This window comes from Shewanella sp. 8A, assembly GCF_023475945.1.
In the GTDB taxonomy this organism is placed as follows: Bacteria; Pseudomonadota; Gammaproteobacteria; order Enterobacterales; family Shewanellaceae; genus Shewanella; species Shewanella xiamenensis.
On record NZ_JAMDJP010000004.1, the window covers coordinates 142,532 to 162,925 of the forward strand.

Sequence of the window (20,394 nt, forward strand, 5' to 3'; positions counted from 1 at the left end):
TTATAATTTATCCTTAGGAACATCGTTGCCTTGCTGTAACATTTGGGCATGGCCTTGTTCCATTTGCGCTAAGTCTTCCATGGCAGCGCCCGAGTCGACATTCGTATGGGCTTGATGATGTTCAGCACTGCTGGTCTCGACCTTATCCGAGGTTATCAATGCAGCATTTTGCGACTCGTTATCGGTAGCGGCCATAACGCCATTCGGCGCTAAAGAGTCATCTTTTACTGGCGATAACAACATAGACTCAGTTGTCACTGACGGACTCTGCTCAGTACTCACTGACGTTGAAGCCGCTTGACCAAGGGTTGTGAACCATGAAGTCAACGGTGTTGGTGCCATCATTCCAGCAACCGCGATGAGCGCAACTGCGGCAGCGCCATAGGACAACCATTTGTGTACTCCCTGCCGATGATCTTTAGGCTCGCTGGCATATAAGGCGTTAACGTGAGCGGTTTTCGCATTGGAAGCAATAACGTCTGGCGCTAAGGTCTGAAGTAAATCGGGCAAATGATCCAATTCAGTATTTTTTAGGCGCTGACCGATAAATTGTCCGCCCTCATAAATCTCTAATTGATGGCTCAACACTTCGCCTTCAACGACACCAGAACTCACAATCACTAACTTATTACAACGCACTTTGCCACGAAAAACCCCGCAAACTCTCAGTTCATCACAACTCACTTCACCCGTGATCTCACCGCCAAACTCGATTTTAATCAGTCCAGCACCGCGGATCTTACCTGTTAATGCCCCCGCAACGAATGCCGTGCCCGCCAGTTGCATCTCACCTTCAATTGCGGTTGAGGCACTGATAAATGTGGCACTATGGCCTTTGCTACCCATAGGTTTAGTTCCAGTTCATTATTTTTGGAAAAAGATGTTAGGTTAAAAGTTCTCAATAATAAAGCATTGGATTTCTTTGATATTTAACCAGGCTGTGTTTTAGACAAGATTTTAGCCCTGCAACAATCTATGTTAGGCTGAAGACGATTGGGCTGATATCCCACCCCAAATTGGTCCTAGCACCGCCTAAAACTGACTCAATTTATGACAAATTCCATGACCTTCAACCCGTTGTCACCGTCAACCCAAAACCAAACACCATTAGCCATTTATCAAGCTAAAATCGGGTTCGAGTTAATTGAGGATCCCGCGCAGGCGCAGGCAGTGCTCGCCTTAGATAAGTTGTATCAGCAGATTATTGGTCGAACAGACGCTCAGCCACTCAAAGGTTTATATCTATGGGGCGATGTCGGTCGCGGTAAAACCTTTCTGATGGATTTGTTCTTTGATGCTCTGCCACAGCAAGGAAAACTGAGATTGCACTTTCACCGCTTTATGGCGCGAGTGCACCAAGCCTTAAAGGAACATGCAGGGCAGCGCGATCCCCTTAAATTAATTGCAAAAAATTTAGCAAAGGAGTGTAAGGTACTCTGTTTCGATGAGTTTTTTGTCTCAGATATTGGCGATGCCATGATCCTCGCCGGATTGTTTGAAACCTTGTTTGCCCATGGAGTCGTGCTGGTTGCCACGTCCAACATTCCCATCGAACGCTTATATGAAAATGGCCTCGCAAGGTACAGATTTTTACCCTGCATCGCTCTGCTTCAAACCCATACCCAAATGCTGCATCTGAATGGCGCGCAAGACCACAGGTTGCACGCCTTGAATCACGAACCGTCGGCAGAGGCCATTGCCGCCATCTCAAAGCATATTGGACTAAGTGGCACACTGGATTTTGATGGTATTTTTACCACACTCACTCAAGGCGCAAAAACTGTTCAAGGGAATACGCTACGAGTCTGTCAGCGTGATATCCCCGTCGTGCGCGCCACTGCTGAAGGCCAACTCCCCTCCGTCGCTTGGTTCGACTTTTATGCCCTGTGTGATGGCCCGCGCTCACAACTCGATTATATCGAAATTGCCAGTCGATTTAAGATCGTATTGCTGAGCGGCGTTCCCAAACTGGGCGGCGAAGTAAAAAGCTGGATCCGCGCACGTGGCACTGAGGATGGCACTGGTGCAAACCAAGCAGCCACTACGGGAGAGCGGCAACTCTCCTACGCCGCCAACGATGATCCTGCTCGGCGTTTTATCAGCCTTATCGATGAGTTATACGATCAAAATGTCTGCTTATATTTAAGCTGCGACGTCCCACTCACAGAACTCTATCAAGGCGGAGCCCTCAGTTTTGAGTTTCGCCGCACCTACAGTCGGCTAATCCAAATGAGCCACAGCACAAAACAACTCTGAGCCGTCAACACGCCCGAAGAAGCGGCAGCGGTTAACCACTGCCGTAACCCTTTACCGAGACAAACTTTCAGGCGCAAAGATAGCACTTAACTGCTGAATATCCGCCGCAACCCACTCTGGTTCGATATACTCAGCAAGATGGGCCGCCATAAACGCCACAAGCTGCATTGCGGCATAGGGCAAACGCTTGTCCCGACGGCCAACAAGATACCAATTACTCTCCAGTGGAAATCCGTTCACTGACAAGATTGCGGGTTTTTCACGCCCTTCCTGCAAAGTGTGCGCTGAAATAACCGATAAGCCTAAGCCTGATGCCACGCTCAAGCGGATCGCTTCATTACTCTCAATTTGCATCGTTTCACTCAAGGCGATCCCTTGAGCGCTACACCAAGATTCAAACATCAGGCGAGTTGCCGAGCCGGGCTCGCGGATAATAAAACGCTCTTGCTTCAATTCACTAAAGCGAACTTGTTGACGGCCAACCGCCCAATGATCCTTAGGCGCGATAAGCTGCAGCGGATTTTTAATGATCCTCGCCGATAATACTTGCTCACCACTGGGTGGATGACTGAAGAGATATAAATCATCTTCTTGGCGCTCAAATCGTCCCAAAATATGCGCGCGGTTACCGATATTTAAGGTCACTTTGACCTGCGGAAATTGCCGATAAAACGCCCCTAAAATCCGTGGTACCACATATTTTGCCGTAGTCACTAAACCGATATTGATATGGCCAATGCTGCCACCTCTGGCTTGCTGGATAAAGGCATCGAAATCTTCAAAGCGGCTCAATGTGTCGCAGGCGGCTAGGTAAAGCTCTTGCCCTATTAAGGTTGGCGACATACGGCCATCAATACTGTTCAGCAAAGGTTCACCCAAAATATCCGCTAACTTTTTAAGTTGCAGTGACACTGTGGGCTGAGTAAGGTGCAGGGTGCGAGCCGCAGCCGAAATATTGCCCAATCGAACCACCTGCACATAAACCTCAAGTAACCGAAAACTCAAATGCCGTAGTTTTAATTGACCTTGAGAAGATTTATCCATAGATAATTATCTATACCTAATTAGCAAATAATTTATTTTTCAATATATCGAATTAGGTTCAGAATCTCCAGCGTTCAATGGTTTTCAAATAAAATGATAGCCTTAAAATATTAATGCCTTTATTAATGAGATACTTATGCCAGATATTGTCATTGCATTTTTCGCCTTAGGTTTGCTCGCAGGCTTAGTCAAATCCGACCTTAAAGTGCCACCCGCCATTTACGAAACCCTGTCTATTTTGTTAATGCTGACCTTAGGGTTAAAGGGCGGAATGGCACTGCATGGTCATACTCAACACTTAGTGATCACTGAACTCGTTGCTGTTGTTGCACTGGGTTTGATCATCCCATTAGTACTTTACCCTGTGCTCACGCGCTTAGTTCGGCTCGGACGCACGGATGCCATTAGTATTGCAGCCCATTATGGATCGGTCAGCGCAGGCACATTTGCCGTTGTTATCGCCATGGTGGAAAAATCAGGGATGATATTAAGACCGGAAACCACCTTATATTTGGTGTTACTCGAACTCCCAGCGATTGTGGTTATGCTCTGGTTACACCGATATTTAAGCGCTAAACAGCCGCTAGAAGCTACAGTGCCTAATACTCAGCAATCGAGCATACTGCATGAGGCCTTGACCAGCCGCGGCGTAATACTCCTAGTGGGTGGAGTCGTCATCGGTTGGCTTTATGGTCCGACAGGGCTTGCACCCATTAGTCCTGTATTACTAGGTGGTTTTAAAACGCTACTGGCCTTGTTTTTACTGGAGATGGGATTAGTCACAGCGAAAGTCTGTTTACCACTCCCATTGCAGCAGTGGCGCTTATTAGTGTTTGCCGCCGTCACACCTTTTGTCTTGGCATGGTGTGGGATTGGAGTGGGGTTATGGCTCGAGTTACCGGCCGGAAGCATCTTAGTGCTTGCAGGTTTAAGTGCCAGTGCCTCTTATATTGCCGCACCCGCCGCCATACGAGCCGCCATTCCCGAAGCGAATATCGGACTCGCTATGTTAGCATCCCTCGGGATTACCTTTCCGGTGAACGTGTTAATCGGTTTACCCTTGTACCAACACTGGATAATGCAAATTACCGGATAACAATTTGTCATAAGGGAGACTCAGGTCTCCCTTTTTATATCCGCCATTAAGGGTTATTTGAATGATGTTCGGCTTTATCTTGATACATTGCCCTATCGGCAGCATCGAGTAAATCCTCAAGATTGATATCCGAATCAGGCGACCAATGGGCGATACCTATGCTGGTTTTTAAGGGGTTTTGCTGTGGATGTTGTTGATTATATTGGTCAAGTAATAATTGAAATCGTTTGATGGCAAAGCCAACGGTATCGGGCTGCACTAAACTTAATAGCACCACAAACTCATCGCCACCTAATCTCGCGATTACATCGGATTCTCGAAATGCCGCCATTAAAATATGGGCAAAATCATAAAGTACCTGATCGCCCTTGCGATGGCCAAAACGGTCATTGACCTCTTTAAAAAAATCCAGATCAAAAAAGACTAACGCTGCCTGAGAATCCATGCGTCGACAACTAGCAAGAGATTGATAAGCAAGGAGTTCAAATCCTCTCCGATTAGAAATCATCGTTAAAGGATCTAAAGTATTCTGTGCAATAGACAACAACTCAGCCTCAACCATCTGCCCCAAATCCGTTAAGGTTTCGATATCATCATCGCTAAATTCCCTCGGCTCATTATCAATTAAGCACAACGTCCCCACCCGATATTCGCTATGAATAGTCAAAGGATAACCAGCATAAAAACGAATATGGGGAGACTGAGTGACTAAAGGATTATCGTGAAAACGGGGATCCGTTAAGGCATCGTTAACGATAAAAATACCATCGTGATTAATGGCGTGGGCGCAAAACGACACATCCCTTGATGTCTCAGTCACCGCTAATCCTTGCCGGGATTTAAACCATTGACGATTTGCATCAACTAAGGTCACCACGCAAATCGGCAGAGCAAAGATCCGCCGAGTCAGCCGAGTGATCCTGTCAAATCTTTCCTCGGCATCGGTATCGAGTATATTCAATGCCCTTAAGGTGGCTAAACGTTGCAACTCATTCTCTGGGATAGGAGGTAATTGCATAGCTCGCTCCAACTCTATATCAAGCATCGACTCACTACTTGATTCACTTGTTTTTACTTACTCAAGTATCGTCTGATAAATGGCGAGTATCCGCTCCGCATGAGCAGCTACATCGGCGTAAGCCAACTTCCCTGATTTTTGCTGTAGGGTTAGACGATGATTTTCATCCCTTAACCAGCAATAACTTTGGGTTAAATGTTGAGCGCTCATCAGTGGCAAGAGCTCAAGCTCAGCCAACACGCCGAAGATACGCACATTATCTGACCAAATTGACAACTCAGGGTACTCATGAGCATTGGCGAGCACTAAGTATTGTGCAATAAACTCAATATCCGCAATCCCGCCAGGACTCTGTTTTAAATCAAACTCACCTTCGGCAACCTTAAGCAAATGGTCGCGCATCTTCTGCCGCATCTCACGAACCGCTTTTTTAAGCTCGTCTTTGTCCCTTGGCTGCTCTAAGACTGAAGCGCGGATTTGGCTAAACTTGACAGCCAAGCTATTATCACCAAAAACAAAACGTGAACGCACTAACGCTTGATGTTCCCACGTCCACGCCTCTTGGGTTTGATATTCACTAAAGCGGGCGATCTCACTCACCATAAGACCCGATGCCCCCGAAGGACGCAGGCGCATATCCACTTCATACAGCTCACCCGAGGTCGTTCGAGTCGAAAATAAGTGCAGAATACGTTGAGCAAGTTTAAGGTAAAAATGACCGACTTCAATCGGTCTATCACCATTGGTTAGGCTATTGCTCATATTTTCCGGTGCTTCATACAGAAAAACCAAATCTAAATCTGAGCCATAGCCCAGCTCAATACCCCCTAACTTGCCGTAACCAATCACCGCAAAGCCCGTATCACTGCTTTCCGCTAGATAACTCGGTACGCCATGGCGCACCGCTATCTGCTGCCATGCCTGCATCACAACTTGTTCGATAATGGCTTCAGCCAAAAAAGTTAAATGGTCACTCACCTGCATCACAGGCAATACACCGGTGACATCGGCGGCGGCAATTTTAAGTTGTTGCGATAACTTAAATTGACGCAGTGCCTCCATTTGCTGCTCCATATCATCCTCTGGTACCCGCAGCAGATACTGGCGCAGTTCACTCGGATAATCATCCAGCGAAGTTGTATCGTATAGATGCGCTGGGTCGATAAGCTCATCAAGCAGCATAGGAAACTTTGCAAGTTGCACCGCAATCCAAGGACTTGCGCAGCACAGACTCACCAGTTGCTGACGGGCGCCGGGGTTTTCGCACAGTAACTCAAGGTAGGTGGTACGCGTTAAAATTTGCTCAAGCACTTTAGACACGGGCTCAAAAGCCGCCGACGGGCTAGGTTGATTAAGCAACTCGTCGAGCAACCTTGGCATTAATTTATCGAGAGTTTCACGTCCACGCGGGCCAATCGAGCGTTTCGTCACGGTTTCACGCCAACGACTCAGTAAAGGCCAGAGTTTTTCATCATCAATCTGCTGCTCAGCTAACAAGTTGATTGCGTGATCATCCTGCTGCACGTTCCACAACTGCGCAGTCCAATGCTCAGCTTTTTCCTCGCCTTCTTCGCCGCCAACGGTAGCCTTAAAGTGACGATGAATTTTCGCCATCGCCGCCTCGATATGGATACGAAGATCAGTTTCATTAGCTATCTCGAGCACATAACAAAGTCTCTCCCAATCGAGAGGATTATTCGGCAAGGTTTGCGTTTGTTTATCATCAATCGCTTGCAAAAGATTCTCGACACGGCGGAGCAATAAATAACTGTGTTTTAGCTCATCGACCGCCAGATATTCAAACTGCCCAAGGCTATAAAGGGTGCCCATAGCACCAAACAGACTTTGCTGGCGCAGCGAGGGTTCACGACCACCACGGATCAACTGGAAGCTTTGTACAACGAACTCCACCTCACGAATCCCTCCCGCACCGAGCTTAATATTGTCGGTTAACTGACGACGGCGGACTTCTTGAGCGATAAGTTGTTTCATTTTGCGCAGGGATTCAATCGCCGAAAAATCGATATAACGGCGATAAACAAAGGGGCGCAACAAACTGTGTAGCTCGTCGGAAAAATGATTCCAAGGCCCGAGCGAGCGGGCTTTAACCATGGCATAGCGCTCCCAATCACGCCCTTGCTCTTGGTAATAATCCTCAAGACCACTAAAGCTCACCACTAAAGGCCCGCTCTCGCCATAAGGGCGCAGGCGCATATCGACGCGGAATACAAAACCATCAACGGTAATTTGGTCGAGTAAATTAACGAGCCTCTGTCCCATTCGGATGAAAAACTGTTGATTATCAAGACTACGACGACCACCAACTGTTTCACCATGTTCTGGGAAAGTAAAAATCAGATCGATATCAGAAGAGAAGTTCAACTCTCGGCCACCGAGTTTTCCCATACCCAAAATTAACAGCGGTTGAGGATTACCCGCCTTATCCATTGGTGTCCCGTATTGCGCGCACATCTCTTTATAAAGCCAATCCCTTGCGCCAATAACTAACGCCTCTGCGAGCGCAGAAAGATCGAGCAAAGACTCCTCTAAGCTGGCGTAATCTAAAAAGTCTCGCCATGCTAACCGCACCATTTGATAATTACGGAATCGACGCAATAGGCGTTTTGCCATGTCTTCGGTAGTGGCGCTGGTTAATAGCTCGCGTAACTGGGCATCAAACAATTTTCGTTCGACTTGCTGCAAATCATCGGCAAACAGGGTGTTGATCCATTCAGGAGAACGAGTTAATTGCACCGCGATATAATCGCTTAATCCTAAAACGTTTTTTAGTTCCTGCTGCTGCGCAGGCGTTAAATTTGCCAGTCCTTCTGACCATACTTCAGCGAGACGTGCCCAATGGCGCTCTGCGGCTTGAGTGATGAGGGGAGACAATGACTTATTACTGTCTTTTTGTACGGCCATAATAATCCCTAACAAATTTAAACATCGACATATTATGTCACAAATGATATAGAATGAAATCGCATCAGGTTTAACAAAGTTGCTATGCCTTAACGCGTGTTTCTATAAATGGCAAAACTTAAGTTCCCTCAAGAGAGCAACCCCTCTTTCTTGGCTGTTTAGGGTACTATAACCTGTGAGGCAAACATATTGGGCAAGTTGATTATTATTGTCCGCCCATATTTGAGTTTTATTTCAGCACTTTTGGAGAAAACATGGCAGGAATGCTAATGCGTGTTCTCACGTCGATGCTCATTTTGGCCGCGACCTTATCGCTAACGGGTTGTGGCGATGATCGGCCGGAGAAAATAGAGAAGTATCAACAACTCACAGAGCAGCGTCTCACAACCCTCAATACCATGCTTGATGACAGTCAGGTGCGTAATGCTAATCTGCTCAAGCAATATAGCAGCTTGCTAAAACAGCAAAAGCCCGATTTGGCGCCATTAGTGGATGAATTAGCCAAGGATGCAACCGCCGAAGGGCCCATGTATGCCTCGCTAAAACGCCGCTTAGCTGATGCCAAAAATTCGGCCAACTTTACCGATCTCGACCAACAATTAGCCGAGGTTGAGAATCTCTATCAAGCAGCCGATCCTAGCCTGTATAACGACATGCTATCCGATCCGGTGAACGTGATAGCGGACATGTCAGACGGCAAACTAGCCCGCGTCAATGCCATCAGCCGTGAAGCGGCGGCCCTAGCCAATAACGCCGAAAATTTTGGTCCTGGTAGCCAACTGGTGGGTAACCCAGCCTATGGAAGTTGGCAGACTGACTCTAGTGGCATGTCTTTCTGGGCTTGGTACGGCATGTATTCGATGTTTTCGAATATTTTTCAGCGTCCAATCTATTACGACCGCTGGTCAGGTAACCGTGGATATAGTTATTACAACGACGTTGGCAGATATCGCTACACCTCGCCAAAACAGGTAGAAGCTCAAGCTAGAATCTTTGCAGAAACGAAAAAACGTTTCGATTCGCAAGGAAAACGCTTCGATAGTCCCTATGCAAAATCGCGCACGGGGGCGACATCCCTCTCCCGCGAGAGCACTAGCGCCCCCAAAGCAAATACGGCGAGTTCAAGTTCAGCAAATAAGTCGAGCGCACAATCTGGCAGTAAATTCCGCTCAAATTATTCTAAAGACAGCAGTTTCCGTAATTCCAGCAACCGCACGACCCGCAGTGTGCGCCGAGGCAAGTAACGTAAAGGATCTCCCATGACACTATTTCAGGATTTCGGTATCACACCAGAGCTAATCACTATACTCGCAATCGACCTCACGATTGCGGTTATCCTATTGACATTAATGCGTTATTTACAAGGATGGAGCGTTAGCGTCAACAGCAGTAAAGAACTGGCTGAACGCGATAACTTTGCCTTTGGGATCAGCACTGCTGGCGCAGTTGCTGCGTTAGGCATAGTGCTCACAGGCGCCATCACAGGTGCTGCAGCGCCCTCCTATTTAACTGAAGCGATAGGCATGAGTGCCTATGGTTTATTTGGTTTAATACTGATTAAATTTGGGCGCTTTCTACACGATAAAATCGCGTTAAATGAACTCGATAAAAATCAGCAAATTGTTAAAGGTAACGTGTCTGTCGCCATTGTGGATGCCAGTGTTGCTATCGCCACCGCAATCATTATTCGCGCAGTGCTGTTATGGGCTGAAGATCTAACAATCGACACTTTTATTGCCATCTTTAGCGCCTTTGCGATTTCACAACTCATGCTGGTGCTACTCACCCGCTTACGTGAAAAACGTTTCGCAAGTCGTAACCAAGACTCATCAATGCAACAGGCACTCGCTCAAGGCCATACCGCTGTTGCTATTCGCCACGCCGGATTTATGATCGCTATGGCGCTCAGCTTTAATGCCGCAAGTCATTTTATCCTTTTTAATCCAACGGCCTATGTCACTAACATCATTGGTTGGTTGGTGTTTTCAATCATTATGTTAGTCGTACTGACACTGTTGTTGTTTGTGATTAAAAAGCTGGTTTTAGCACGTATCAATTTAGCGGATGAAGTCGAAAGACAACATAATATTGGTATCGCAGCCGTGGAAATGGCCATCAGTATTGCAATCGCACTTATCCTCACGGCCCTAATGGCGTAATCCAATGCACGAGTCACAATTAACCACTTCGGCGGCTAAACCTAGCCGCCTAGGCTGGTTCGACGATGTCCTATTACTGGGCATAATGGCCGTGCTCGCTGGGTGCGGTCTTATCTACGAATATCTGCTATCCCACTACGCAGGGCGGATTTTAGGCGCACTTGAGGCCGCCATCTATACCATGATCGGTCTGATGATCGTCTCCATGGGCCTTGGAGCCTTTGCCGCGCGTAAAATTAAGGATGCATTCACTGGCTTTGTGGTGCTCGAACTCACCGTCGCGCTCTGTGGTTCGCTGGCAATTCTAATTACCGCTGCCGTGATAGGTTTTGGCCAACAACTACCGATGATCATCGCCAGCACCTTGGGCTTGCCGCCGGATCAACTGCCCGAAGGTGGGATGATTGGCACGCTACAAAAGCTTAGCGAATATCTACCCTATGTTTGGGGCGTATTGCTCGGCTTGATGATTGGGATGGAAATCCCGCTGATCGCGAGGGTGAGGCAATCTCTGTCAGATGAACACTTACTGCATAATGCTGGTACTATTTATGGCGCCGACTATATTGGCGCGGGCATTGGCGCAGCCATTTGGGTCGGCTTTATGCTGGCTATTGACATACAACTGGCCGCAGCACTCACCGCCAGCTTTAACTTGTTAGCTGGGTTTGTATTTATCTGGCGCTTTTGGCCAAAGATCCAAAGACCGAAATTACTGTTAGTGGGCCACTTAGTCGTCACTGGCGTATTGTTGCTGCTCGCCATTCGAGGGCCAAGCTGGGAGCAACAGTTCAACAATCTGCTTTACAAAGATAAGGTGGTCTATGCCAAGGCAACGCGTTTTCAACAGTTGACCTTTACAGAGCGCCTACGCGGCAATGGTCTTTCGCCCATTTACGCCTTGTATATCAATGGTCGTTTACAGTTTTCGAGTAGCGATGAACACATTTACCATGCGTTTTTAGTTCATCCAACCCTTGCTGCTAGCGCTCGTCATAACAAGGTATTAATCATTGGCGGCGGTGATGGGCTGGGCCTAAAACAAGTATTGCGCTGGGAACCTGAGCAAGTGACCTTACTCGACCTTGATGCGGCATTGGTGCAACTGTTTAAATCCCCCGATTCTGATATGCCTGCGCGTTTAAGCCAAGCCCTGCTATCACTCAATGGCAATGCGTTTAACGATCCTCGAGTAACGGTCATCCACGATGATGCTTTTAATGGAGTAGATAAACTGATTGCGAAAGGGGATAAATATGATGCGATTATTGTGGATTTACCCGATCCCAGCCATCCAGATCTGAATAAGCTTTACTCGGATTATTTCTATCGAAAACTCAAGGAACTAATGAGCAGTGATGGTGCTCTGACTGTACAGTCAACCTCGCCCTATCACGCACAAAAGGCCTTTATCTCAGTAGCAAAAACCTTGGCCTTAGCGGGGTTTGATGTAAAACAATATCACCACAATGTCCCTAGTTTTGGTGAATGGGGTTGGAGTATCGCCACCTTAAATGGCAAAGATGCTCAACATCGTTTGGCACAGCTGACAGAGTTGCCAATTGCAGATGACTGGTTAACCTTAGGTTTAGTTAAAGGCGCCTTTGAATTCCCAGCCAATTTTTATCAGGATGCGACCAATATTAAGCCCAATGAACTGGGGTCATTACAGTTGTACCATTATCATCAACAGGCTTGGTCCGAAACCCAAGGACTGGATCTTTTTTAACGGATAAAGATAGTGCTTGACATATTATGTCTTAGTGCTATCTTTGAACACAGACATAATATGTCAATAAGGACAAATATGAATATCCATACTCTTGCAAATCACCTCAACAGCCTTGGCAATAACAGCCAAACCGGCTTCCAATTCGATTGCTATCCAATTGATGGTGAAGTCGAAGTGTTGCAAGTGAATGTGGTCGGCCGTGAAGAAATCCCGGTATTCGTATCGGTTACGGACAACCAAATTCTCTGCATCAGCTACCTATGGGGCGAGAACGAAGTAAACCAAGAACGTCGCAGCGAAATGTTTGAAACCATGCTCGAATTAAACATTCCAATGCCATTGTCAGCCTTTGCCAAAATTGATGACAAATACGTGGTTTACGGCGCGCTGTCCCTGCAATCTAGCATGCTCGAAATCGAGCAAGAGTTAGCAGTCTTATCCGATAACTGCTTAGAAGTTATCGATGAAATGGTCGACTATCTGAAATAAGGAGCCACTACTATGGGCATTCTGAATAAAATTTTAACAGCGTTTCGCGGTGGTGCCACCGAAGTAGGCCAAAGCATCGTAGACGCAAACTCGACTCGTATTTTCGAACAGGAAATCCGCGATGCCGAGAAACATTTAACCAACGCCAAGCGCGAACTGACCGATGTCATGGCCAAAGAAATGCAAGCCAGCCGCGAAGTTGACCGCTTAAAGCGTTCAATTGCTGAGCACGAAGGCTATGTCGCCCAAGCGTTAGACAAAGGCAATGAAGCCTTAGCGATTGAAGTGGCGGAAAAAATTGCCCAATTGGAGCAAGAACTATCTGAGCAGCAGACCGCCAATGATAGCTTCAGCGCCCATGCGGTACGCTTAAAAGATTTGGTGAAGAAAACCGAGCGTCAACTGTCTGATTATCAACGTCAGTTAAGCATGGTAAAAACCACCGAAAGCGTGCAAAAAGCCACGGCGACCATTACCGACTCTTTTGCATCAAGCAACTCTAAGCTACTGAATGCAAAAGACTCTTTAGAACGTATCAAAGCGCGTCAGCAGCAGTTTGATGACAGATTAAAAGCCGCTGAAGCCTTAGCCGAAGAAGGCAGTGATAAATCATTGCAGGCTAAGTTAGCTGAAGCGGGCATCGGTGAGCAAAAATCCAATGCTAACGCTGTGCTCGAACGTATTAAAGCACGTAAAAGCTAATTAAGATTGACCAAACGCCGAGCACTGATGGGACCATCACCCCCTATTGTGCTCGGCTTTTTTGTTTTAGGTAAACCAACATTCACCCAAGTCTACGCTAACTCATGGGGTTAGTTCAGAACATTGGCGCACAGCTTAGGAGCGAATATGGGATTTTTTAACAGTATTTTTGGTAAAAAGGCGCCACCAGCGCGTGAACTCAATCATCCCTCCGCGCTCAAGATCGGTGACATGATCTCCATCGACAATAGTTTTGCACTGCCACCACAATTGCGCGGCCAACAACTCAAAGTCGAAGCCGTTAATACCTACGAATTTGAACGTAAACAACAAACCGAATGGGTACTCAAAGGGCATGGTAGTGACACCTTGTTTTTAAGCATCGAAGAAGACGATGAAACTTACCTTGCTTTTTCCCTTAAAATTACCCGTGCTCAAGTTGAACAGTTATTCGACCTAGAGCAATTTAGCACCCTGTTCGATGAGCCTGGACACGCCGAGCTCACCACCCAAGAGTTATCGCCAGATATAGCTGAACAACTCGAACAATGGTTGGGCAAGCAATACCACCAAGTGAGTTTTGCACTCTTTGGCTACTTCCACCGTGAAGATTATCGAGGACTTAAACCGCCGCAGGATGCCAATGGCGCCAGCGGTGAACCCTTCGAATATTATTTGCTGCTCGATGATGACGAAAGCCGCGCAGTAGAAGTTGAAGTGTATGAGGGTGGCGATACCGATGTGGTACTGACCTTATACCGCCCCTTGTCGGACATTCGCGACTACTGGCCAGGTCAGTAAAATTTGGCAAAAGATAAAGTGCGTGACTCGCACTTTATCGCTTAAGCCATTACAATCCCCATTGAATTGGCTCGCAATATACGGTTGATAGCAACAGGTAAAACCCAATGAGTAAAATGAAACACCCTCTTCCAGAGCAATGGCAGAAGAACCAAGATGCTGCAAAGGCGACTCAAGTGGCTTTCGACCTCGATGAAAAGTTTCAATATTCTATTCGTAAAGCGGCGCTCGATGCGGGCGTTAGCCCTTCCGATCAGATCAGAACGATTTTGGGCTTAAGTGTTTCAAAACGTCCGACTCGCCCCCGTTTAACCGTGTCACTTAACGCCGACGATTATGTGCAACTTGCTGAAAAATACGGCCTAAGTGCTGATGCCCAGCTTGAAATTAAACGTAGAGTACTCGAAGATCTCGTACGCTTTGTCGCAAAGGACTAATAATTTCAGCGTTAATCCTACACAAAAATCGGCGTCAAATGGCCTGACTGGACTAACTCGGGCGATTTATCACAAAGTTAATTTACTCATAGCGTAAACTCTTTTACCTTAAACATTCGCCTTAAAACACAGGGATCATGTTAGGCATGACAGATAAAACCTCTTGGTCACTCCGCGCCGTTGGTAATCCCTCACCCATCGAAGTTGCAATGATGCTGCTATCGCTGCTATCGGTGATCATAGTGCTAGTGATGACCTTTGGCCGTCTCGATACAGAAACCTATCGATTACTCTTTTTCATCGATACCACGATTTGCATGATTTTTATGGTCAACTTTTTTGCTGGCCTATTACGCTCGCGGAATAAACTCTTTTACCTACGCCATCATTGGATCGATTTCATCGCCAGTATTCCTGCTATTGAGGCGCTACGCATTGCACGGGTCTTCCAAATCCTACGGGTGATCCGTTTAATCCGTATGAGCCGCTCCTTCCTTATCCCACTGATAAAACAACGTAAACAAGCCACCCTTGCCAGTTTGCTGGTAGCGATGGTGACCATTTTAACCTTCGCTTCAATTATCATTTTGATTGTCGAAAGCGGCACTGAAGGCGCCAATATCCAAACCGCCGAGCAGGCTATTTGGTGGGCATTAGTGACCATTTCGACCGTAGGTTACGGCGACTTTTATCCCGTCAGCACCGCGGGGCATATTGTGGGTGGCATAGTGATCGTTAGTGGTGTGAGTTTTTTCGGGGTAATTTCAGGGTATATGGCTTCTGTGTTTGTTGCACCAGATGAAAGCGAACGACAGGAGCGCCAAGATGCCCATAAGGCAGAAATCAAGTCAGAACTTGAACTAGCGCTTGCTAGAATGGAAGAAACCCAGCGGCAAATGGAGCAAAATCAGGCACAGATGCTGGCCAAAATTGCTGAGTTAAAACAAGCATTAGAAGCCAAAAAAAATTAGGAAGGCACTGCCTTCCTAAGCTTCGTTCAATATGGCGATTCCAACAGGCCGTTTACCAATAGGTCGTTTGCTCAATCGCGTTTTGTCTCGATGCCTCCATCGCAAAAAGTAAGCTTTGCTGCTTGTCCTCAAGCCAATCGGTTAAATCGACACCAAGCGATTTGGCCGCAAGTGTTAATTGTCGATAACAGGCTAAGGTTCTAATCCCTAACACTAAATCCTGCCATGGCGCCCTAAAGGCATCACGGGATTTTGCCTCATATAAAAGCCCATACGCTTGCCCTATTTGAATACTCTCATCCAGCAACGCGGCACACTGCAAATAATCCTCGGCGGTCATTGTTTTATCGCTAGGCATGGCAGCTAAAATCGCCTGCCATGAGGCTTCCTGAGCATGATCAGCATGGTGGGATAATCCAAGCTCTGCGGGCAGTTCGATATTCCCCGCGCTGAGTGCCAATAGGATCTCGACAATCGCTAACTGCAATTGACCGTATTCAACTCTTTGCCAGAGTAAATTTAACCGCCCGGAGATATCCATGGCTTCAAATTGCAGCTGTAGTTGTTGCATCAAAGCTTGACGGGCGTCGTGCCGAGTTAATAAGCCTTTTTGACTACCGAGCAAGGCTGCTAAGGCCTGTGCCTCTTCAATAAACGTTAGTTGTGATTCAATAAGATTAAATTGCTGCATCAAAGTAGCATTAGCGAGACCAAACTGGCTCAGAGTCATCCGCAATAAACGAATACAAGCACGCATCCGCCACCAAAGGGCTATCTGAGCTTCGTTATCTTGTTCATCAGCTATCATCGCCTCAAGCAACTGCCAACGTTCAAGTGCCGTTTCAAGTAACACTTGGCAGGTCGCCGTTAAATCCTGTTGATGGGGTTGATGTAGATTCAAATCTTCAGGCACAGGCAGAGGCAAAAACTCCAGCGCACTTAAGGCTAACGGCTTAGATTGCCCCGCGAGTCGATAGCCCCGCTGCGCCTTACTGGCTTTGCCTAAACGCACTGGAACAGTATCAGCCACTTCCGTTGCCAATACTAATAGTGCATTAGCATCTCCACTTAACAGCTCAAATTCCAGTTCACAGAGCGCCTCGTGCTTGCCATTGGCGGTAATTTCGCCAGTATCTAAGGCGACCTCCACTAGGCTATTTCCCACAGTTACATGCCAAGCTCGGCGATAAAAATCAGTATGGAACACGCAACCAAGCTCAGTTTGTACAGCGGTTAGATTAGCATTTAAGGGCCAAATGTTTGCCGGAAACAGGCTTAAATCAGGGCTATCAGCTTGAATAGTGACATTATATTCGGGGCGTGAATGGATCCCTCCAATCACTTGCCCTGCTGTTTTGATGGTTTGTTCTTTGTGTCCATCATAGCCACGAACCCGCAATCCCATATCCCATTGACGCAATTGCAATGTGGGGGTGTCAAAGTAACCGTTGGTTAAACGACGTGTGCCTTGCGGAGCAGCATTTTCTAAGCTATCTAGCTTATTTATCAGGGTTTCTAGAAATTTAGGTAGGAAAAACAGTTTTAATTCAATCTCAGCATTCATTACTGCACCGCTCATTTTGTCATCAAATATTCATTCACGCGTCATTTTTAGTTCATAATGTCACAAATGTGTCATAAAAATCCCGTAGGATTTGGTTTTGAAGTTGGTATATAACCCGTTAGAATAAAGCTGTGATTTTTTCTCAAAAAACACAGTTTCAATACGCGGACGCATAGGGTAACATGCGCCCGCTTTTTCCAATCATGGAACAATCTAAATAGGTAAACGGCAATGCCAGTAAACTCTATTTTGGGCGTGTTTGCAAAATCGCCAATTAAGCCTCTTCAAGAGCACATGGACAAAGTCTACGATTGCGCATCGTTACTGGTCCCCTTTTTCGAAGCCACCATCACAGGTAACTGGGATGCTGCAGTTCAACTACGTAAACAAATTAGTTTAGCGGAAAAGCAAGGGGACTCACTCAAACGTGAAATTCGCCTCACTCTGCCAAGCGGTTTGTTTATGCCTGTTGAGCGTACAGATCTATTGGAACTACTGACACAACAAGACAAAATCGCTAACAAAGCAAAAGATATCTCTGGTCGTGTAATCGGCCGTCAATTGCTTATCCCTCAGGTCATGCAAGTCCCCTTTATCGCATACTTACAACGTTGTATCGACGCTGTTGGTCTTGCAAAAGAAGTCATTAACGAACTCGAAGATTTGCTCGAAGCAGGTTTCCGTGGTCGTGAAGTCGACTTAGTGGCCAAAATGATCAACGAACTCGATATCATCGAAGAAGATACTGACGATTTACAAATTCAACTTCGTCGTCAATTATTCGCATTGGAATCAGAATTGAATCCTGTCGATGTGATGTTCCTCTATAAAACGATTGAATGGGTCGGCGGTCTTGCAGATCTGGCCGAACGCGTCGGTTCGCGTCTTGAGCTTATGCTTGCTCGCGTTTAATAAATAAGGTTATCAAGGTATCAATATGGTTGATGCAGGTATGGAGGTGGCTAACGTATTAGCCACTAATGGGCCGTGGCTTATTGCCATTGCGGCTGCGTTTGGTTTTCTAATGGCGTGGGGCATTGGTGCAAACGATGTGGCCAATGCGATGGGAACCTCTGTTGGTTCTAACGCTATTACGATTAAACAAGCGATTATTATCGCTATGATCTTCGAATTTGCAGGTGCTTTTTTGGCCGGCGGCGAAGTGACCAGTACAATCCGTAACGGTATTATTGATTCAAGTTATTTTACCCAAACCCCTGAATTGCTGGTATATGGCATGATTGGCTCATTGTTAGCTGCGGGGATTTGGTTAGTCGTGGCATCGGCATTAGGCTGGCCAGTATCAACGACTCACTCAATTGTAGGCGCGATTATCGGCTTCGCGGCTGTAGGCGTTGGCACTGAGTCTGTCGCTTGGGAAAAAGTAGGCGGTATTGTTGGTTCTTGGGTCATTACACCAGCAATCTCTGGCTTTATGGCGTTCATTCTGTTCCAAAGCACTCAAAAACTGATTTTCAACACCGATAACCCACTTGCTAATGCTAAACGTTATGTACCTTTCTACATGGCGTTCGCAGGCTTTATGATGTCATTAGTCACGATCCTCAAAGGGTTGTCACACGTTGGCATTCATTTAAAAGGTGCCGAAGCTTATATCCTGGCGGGCGTAATAGCATTGGTCGTTGGTATCATAGGTAAAGTGTTTATTTCTCGTCTAAAAATGGATGAGAAAGCAAGCCACAAAACCATGTACGCTAACGTCGAAAAAGTGTTTGCGATCCTGATGGTTTTAACCGCTTGTTGTATGGCATTCGCCCACGGTTCAAACGATGTTGCAAATGCGATTGGTCCTTTAGCTGCGGTGGTATCTGTAGTTAATAGTGGTGGCCAAATTGCATCTAAATCACCGTTAGTATGGTGGATCCTACCTTTAGGTGCTGTCGGTATCGTTATGGGTCTGGCGATTTTCGGTCAGCGCGTAATGCAAACCATTGGTAAAAATATTACTCACTTAACCCCAAGTCGCGGTTTTGCTGCCGAATTAGCCGCAGCCTCTACTGTAGTGATTGCTTCTGGTACTGGTTTACCTATCTCTACCACACAAACGTTAGTCGGTGCGGTATTAGGTGTGGGTATGGCCCGTGGTATTGCGGCAATCAATATTGGTGTGGTGCGTAACATTGTTGTGTCTTGGGTGGTTACTTTACCTGCGGGTGCAGGTCTATCGATCATCTTCTTCTATATGATTAAAGGCATCTTTAACTAAGAAGCACATGACGACTATGGCAAGCTCGCCGTAGAAATGTACTAAACACAGAGGAATTGCTAGCATGGATGCGGCAAAGTTGAGGGAAGTCTATGACTTCCCTCTTGCATTGCAGGCCTCAAATCCCTAGCATGTGGTCACTATTTCGTTGATGAGAATACAAAAGTGTTAAGAATGCTGACTCTGGTGGGAATGATGTTACTCTCCCCTAACCTGCTGGCCGAAGGCCAACCCCGCTATATCTCGGATAACGTGTTTCTTTATATTCTCAACGGCCCTGGTACTGATTATCGTATTTTGGGTTCGATTGAAGCGGGACAACCCGTTACGTTACTTGGCGAAACTCAGGGTGATTATTCAAAAATAATCGACCATAAAGGTCGTGAAGGTTGGGTGCCAACCAACTTAATCAGTTCAACGCCTAGTTTTCGTGAGCAAGTTTCAACACTCACTAATGAGTTAAACGAAACCAAAGCCAAGCTTGCAGAAGTCTTAAGTTCGACGAATAACCATTCCGATGAAGTGGATGAACTCAAAGCCAAGCTAAGCGAAGCCGAAGCTATGCTGAACAAAACCACTCAAGAGCGTGATAACCTCAAAGTAGCAGTTGATCATAGCGCCCAAGAGGCACAATTTGCGCTATGGCGTGAGGGCGGACTGATTGCCGCCGCAGGTTTAGTGGTTGGGGTAATTTTGGTATATCTGCCAAGACCACAACGCCGCAACAAGAAGCGTTGGATGTAAATTTTTACGCAAATAATCTGAAAGTCAAAGCTAAAGCCAGTGTTTTCAAACACTGGCTTTTTGTCAATCAAGCGTTACAACTAACGCTTAACAAGCCAATCAAACAATCCTCACATTCTTTCACGCTATAGTGTTGTCCGTCACATTTTGGTTGTATAATCTGCGCGCGCAAAGCTTCATATTGTATACAAAATATCAAATGCGTTTCGCGCCCCCCATTTTTGTTTCAACA

At 46.5% G+C, this 20,394-nt stretch carries 18 protein-coding genes; 13 read left to right on the forward strand and 5 right to left on the reverse strand.

Going from position 1 to position 20,394, the window contains the following annotated elements; all coding sequences use genetic code 11:
* Positions 1–846 (reverse strand): bactofilin family protein, encoded by an 846-nt coding sequence (locus M0413_RS04520; RefSeq protein WP_249553287.1) that lies wholly within the window; start codon positions 844–846, stop codon positions 1–3.
* Between the two features lie 204 nt (positions 847–1,050).
* Here M0413_RS04520 and zapE point away from each other — a divergent pair, with 204 nt between their 5' ends.
* Entirely contained in the window at positions 1,051–2,256 is a 1,206-nt protein-coding gene (gene zapE, locus M0413_RS04525) for a cell division protein ZapE (RefSeq protein WP_249553289.1), read from the forward strand.
* A gap of 51 nt (positions 2,257–2,307) precedes the next feature.
* Here the strand turns inward: zapE and M0413_RS04530 are convergent, their stop codons facing one another.
* Positions 2,308–3,300, reverse strand: coding sequence for a LysR family transcriptional regulator (locus tag M0413_RS04530; protein WP_249553291.1), 993 nt, complete (start codon positions 3,298–3,300; stop codon positions 2,308–2,310).
* Positions 3,301–3,436: 136 nt separating this feature from the next.
* Between M0413_RS04530 and M0413_RS04535 the strand changes: the two genes are divergently transcribed.
* The gene (locus M0413_RS04535; protein ID WP_037430249.1) at positions 3,437–4,396 is read left to right on the forward strand and encodes a sodium-dependent bicarbonate transport family permease; all 960 of its coding nucleotides are present in this window, start codon (positions 3,437–3,439) and stop codon (positions 4,394–4,396) included.
* A gap of 46 nt (positions 4,397–4,442) precedes the next feature.
* Here M0413_RS04535 and M0413_RS04540 read toward each other — a convergent pair whose 3' ends face one another.
* Together M0413_RS04540 and glnE are read right to left on the reverse strand one after the other, a co-directional pair.
* On the reverse strand, positions 4,443–5,414 hold the full coding sequence (locus M0413_RS04540) for a GGDEF domain-containing protein (protein ID WP_069454336.1): 972 nt from the start codon (positions 5,412–5,414) through the stop codon (positions 4,443–4,445).
* Between the two features lie 57 nt (positions 5,415–5,471).
* On the reverse strand, positions 5,472–8,336 hold the full coding sequence (gene glnE, locus M0413_RS04545; protein WP_249553292.1) for a bifunctional [glutamate--ammonia ligase]-adenylyl-L-tyrosine phosphorylase/[glutamate--ammonia-ligase] adenylyltransferase: 2,865 nt from the start codon (positions 8,334–8,336) through the stop codon (positions 5,472–5,474).
* Positions 8,337–8,590: 254 nt separating this feature from the next.
* On the opposite strand from glnE, the gene M0413_RS04550 reads away from it, so the two are divergent.
* The 8 genes from M0413_RS04550 to M0413_RS04585 all read left to right on the forward strand — a co-directional run bounded on the left by M0413_RS04550 (position 8,591) and on the right by M0413_RS04585 (position 15,627).
* A complete protein-coding gene (locus tag M0413_RS04550; RefSeq protein ID WP_249553293.1) occupies positions 8,591–9,580 on the forward strand; it encodes a hypothetical protein in 990 nt (329 codons plus the stop codon).
* 15 nt (positions 9,581–9,595) lie between these two features.
* Positions 9,596–10,495 carry a DUF350 domain-containing protein gene (locus tag M0413_RS04555; protein ID WP_218738038.1) on the forward strand — a complete coding sequence of 300 codons (900 nt, stop codon included), beginning with the start codon at positions 9,596–9,598 and terminating at the stop codon, positions 10,493–10,495.
* A 4-nt stretch (positions 10,496–10,499) separates the two neighbouring features.
* Positions 10,500–12,224, forward strand: coding sequence for a polyamine aminopropyltransferase (locus tag M0413_RS04560; protein ID WP_249553294.1), 1,725 nt, complete (start codon positions 10,500–10,502; stop codon positions 12,222–12,224).
* A 78-nt stretch (positions 12,225–12,302) separates the two neighbouring features.
* Positions 12,303–12,716 (forward strand): YjfI family protein, encoded by a 414-nt coding sequence (locus M0413_RS04565; protein WP_007645549.1) that lies wholly within the window; start codon positions 12,303–12,305, stop codon positions 12,714–12,716.
* Between the two features lie 12 nt (positions 12,717–12,728).
* A complete protein-coding gene (locus M0413_RS04570) occupies positions 12,729–13,418 on the forward strand; it encodes a PspA/IM30 family protein (RefSeq protein WP_037421761.1) in 690 nt (229 codons plus the stop codon).
* A gap of 147 nt (positions 13,419–13,565) precedes the next feature.
* Positions 13,566–14,219: a DUF4178 domain-containing protein gene (locus M0413_RS04575; RefSeq protein WP_249553296.1), complete on the forward strand. Its 654-nt coding sequence runs from the start codon at positions 13,566–13,568 to the stop codon at positions 14,217–14,219.
* Between the two features lie 107 nt (positions 14,220–14,326).
* Positions 14,327–14,656: a hypothetical protein gene (locus M0413_RS04580; protein ID WP_037421772.1), complete on the forward strand. Its 330-nt coding sequence runs from the start codon at positions 14,327–14,329 to the stop codon at positions 14,654–14,656.
* 146 nt (positions 14,657–14,802) lie between these two features.
* A complete protein-coding gene (locus M0413_RS04585; protein WP_249553297.1) occupies positions 14,803–15,627 on the forward strand; it encodes an ion transporter in 825 nt (274 codons plus the stop codon).
* Between the two features lie 52 nt (positions 15,628–15,679).
* Here M0413_RS04585 and M0413_RS04590 read toward each other — a convergent pair whose 3' ends face one another.
* The gene (locus tag M0413_RS04590; RefSeq protein WP_055647748.1) at positions 15,680–17,191 is read right to left on the reverse strand and encodes a CYTH domain-containing protein; all 1,512 of its coding nucleotides are present in this window, start codon (positions 17,189–17,191) and stop codon (positions 15,680–15,682) included.
* Between the two features lie 231 nt (positions 17,192–17,422).
* Here M0413_RS04590 and M0413_RS04595 point away from each other — a divergent pair, with 231 nt between their 5' ends.
* The 3 genes from M0413_RS04595 (at position 17,423) to M0413_RS04605 (ending at position 20,162) form a co-directional block, all read left to right on the forward strand.
* Positions 17,423–18,103 (forward strand): TIGR00153 family protein, encoded by a 681-nt coding sequence (locus M0413_RS04595; RefSeq protein WP_037421779.1) that lies wholly within the window; start codon positions 17,423–17,425, stop codon positions 18,101–18,103.
* Positions 18,104–18,128: 25 nt separating this feature from the next.
* Positions 18,129–19,418, forward strand: coding sequence for an inorganic phosphate transporter (locus M0413_RS04600; RefSeq protein WP_080612413.1), 1,290 nt, complete (start codon positions 18,129–18,131; stop codon positions 19,416–19,418).
* A 195-nt stretch (positions 19,419–19,613) separates the two neighbouring features.
* The gene (locus tag M0413_RS04605) at positions 19,614–20,162 is read left to right on the forward strand and encodes a TIGR04211 family SH3 domain-containing protein (protein WP_037421868.1); all 549 of its coding nucleotides are present in this window, start codon (positions 19,614–19,616) and stop codon (positions 20,160–20,162) included.
* Positions 20,163–20,394: the final 232 nt, after the last annotated feature.

Coding starts and splice junctions, on each gene's coding strand:
- M0413_RS04520 (WP_249553287.1), bottom strand. CDS start 846: ATGGGTAGCAAAGGCCATAGTGCCACATTTATCAGTGCCTCAACCGCA.
- zapE (WP_249553289.1), top strand. CDS start 1,051: ATGACAAATTCCATGACCTTCAACCCGTTGTCACCGTCAACCCAAAAC.
- M0413_RS04530 (WP_249553291.1), bottom strand. CDS start 3,300: ATGGATAAATCTTCTCAAGGTCAATTAAAACTACGGCATTTGAGTTTT.
- M0413_RS04535 (WP_037430249.1), top strand. CDS start 3,437: ATGCCAGATATTGTCATTGCATTTTTCGCCTTAGGTTTGCTCGCAGGC.
- M0413_RS04540 (WP_069454336.1), bottom strand. CDS start 5,414: ATGCAATTACCTCCTATCCCAGAGAATGAGTTGCAACGTTTAGCCACC.
- glnE (WP_249553292.1), bottom strand. CDS start 8,336: ATGGCCGTACAAAAAGACAGTAATAAGTCATTGTCTCCCCTCATCACT.
- M0413_RS04550 (WP_249553293.1), top strand. CDS start 8,591: ATGGCAGGAATGCTAATGCGTGTTCTCACGTCGATGCTCATTTTGGCC.
- M0413_RS04555 (WP_218738038.1), top strand. CDS start 9,596: ATGACACTATTTCAGGATTTCGGTATCACACCAGAGCTAATCACTATA.
- M0413_RS04560 (WP_249553294.1), top strand. CDS start 10,500: ATGCACGAGTCACAATTAACCACTTCGGCGGCTAAACCTAGCCGCCTA.
- M0413_RS04565 (WP_007645549.1), top strand. CDS start 12,303: ATGAATATCCATACTCTTGCAAATCACCTCAACAGCCTTGGCAATAAC.
- M0413_RS04570 (WP_037421761.1), top strand. CDS start 12,729: ATGGGCATTCTGAATAAAATTTTAACAGCGTTTCGCGGTGGTGCCACC.
- M0413_RS04575 (WP_249553296.1), top strand. CDS start 13,566: ATGGGATTTTTTAACAGTATTTTTGGTAAAAAGGCGCCACCAGCGCGT.
- M0413_RS04580 (WP_037421772.1), top strand. CDS start 14,327: ATGAGTAAAATGAAACACCCTCTTCCAGAGCAATGGCAGAAGAACCAA.
- M0413_RS04585 (WP_249553297.1), top strand. CDS start 14,803: ATGACAGATAAAACCTCTTGGTCACTCCGCGCCGTTGGTAATCCCTCA.
- M0413_RS04590 (WP_055647748.1), bottom strand. CDS start 17,191: ATGAATGCTGAGATTGAATTAAAACTGTTTTTCCTACCTAAATTTCTA.
- M0413_RS04595 (WP_037421779.1), top strand. CDS start 17,423: ATGCCAGTAAACTCTATTTTGGGCGTGTTTGCAAAATCGCCAATTAAG.
- M0413_RS04600 (WP_080612413.1), top strand. CDS start 18,129: ATGGTTGATGCAGGTATGGAGGTGGCTAACGTATTAGCCACTAATGGG.
- M0413_RS04605 (WP_037421868.1), top strand. CDS start 19,614: ATGTTACTCTCCCCTAACCTGCTGGCCGAAGGCCAACCCCGCTATATC.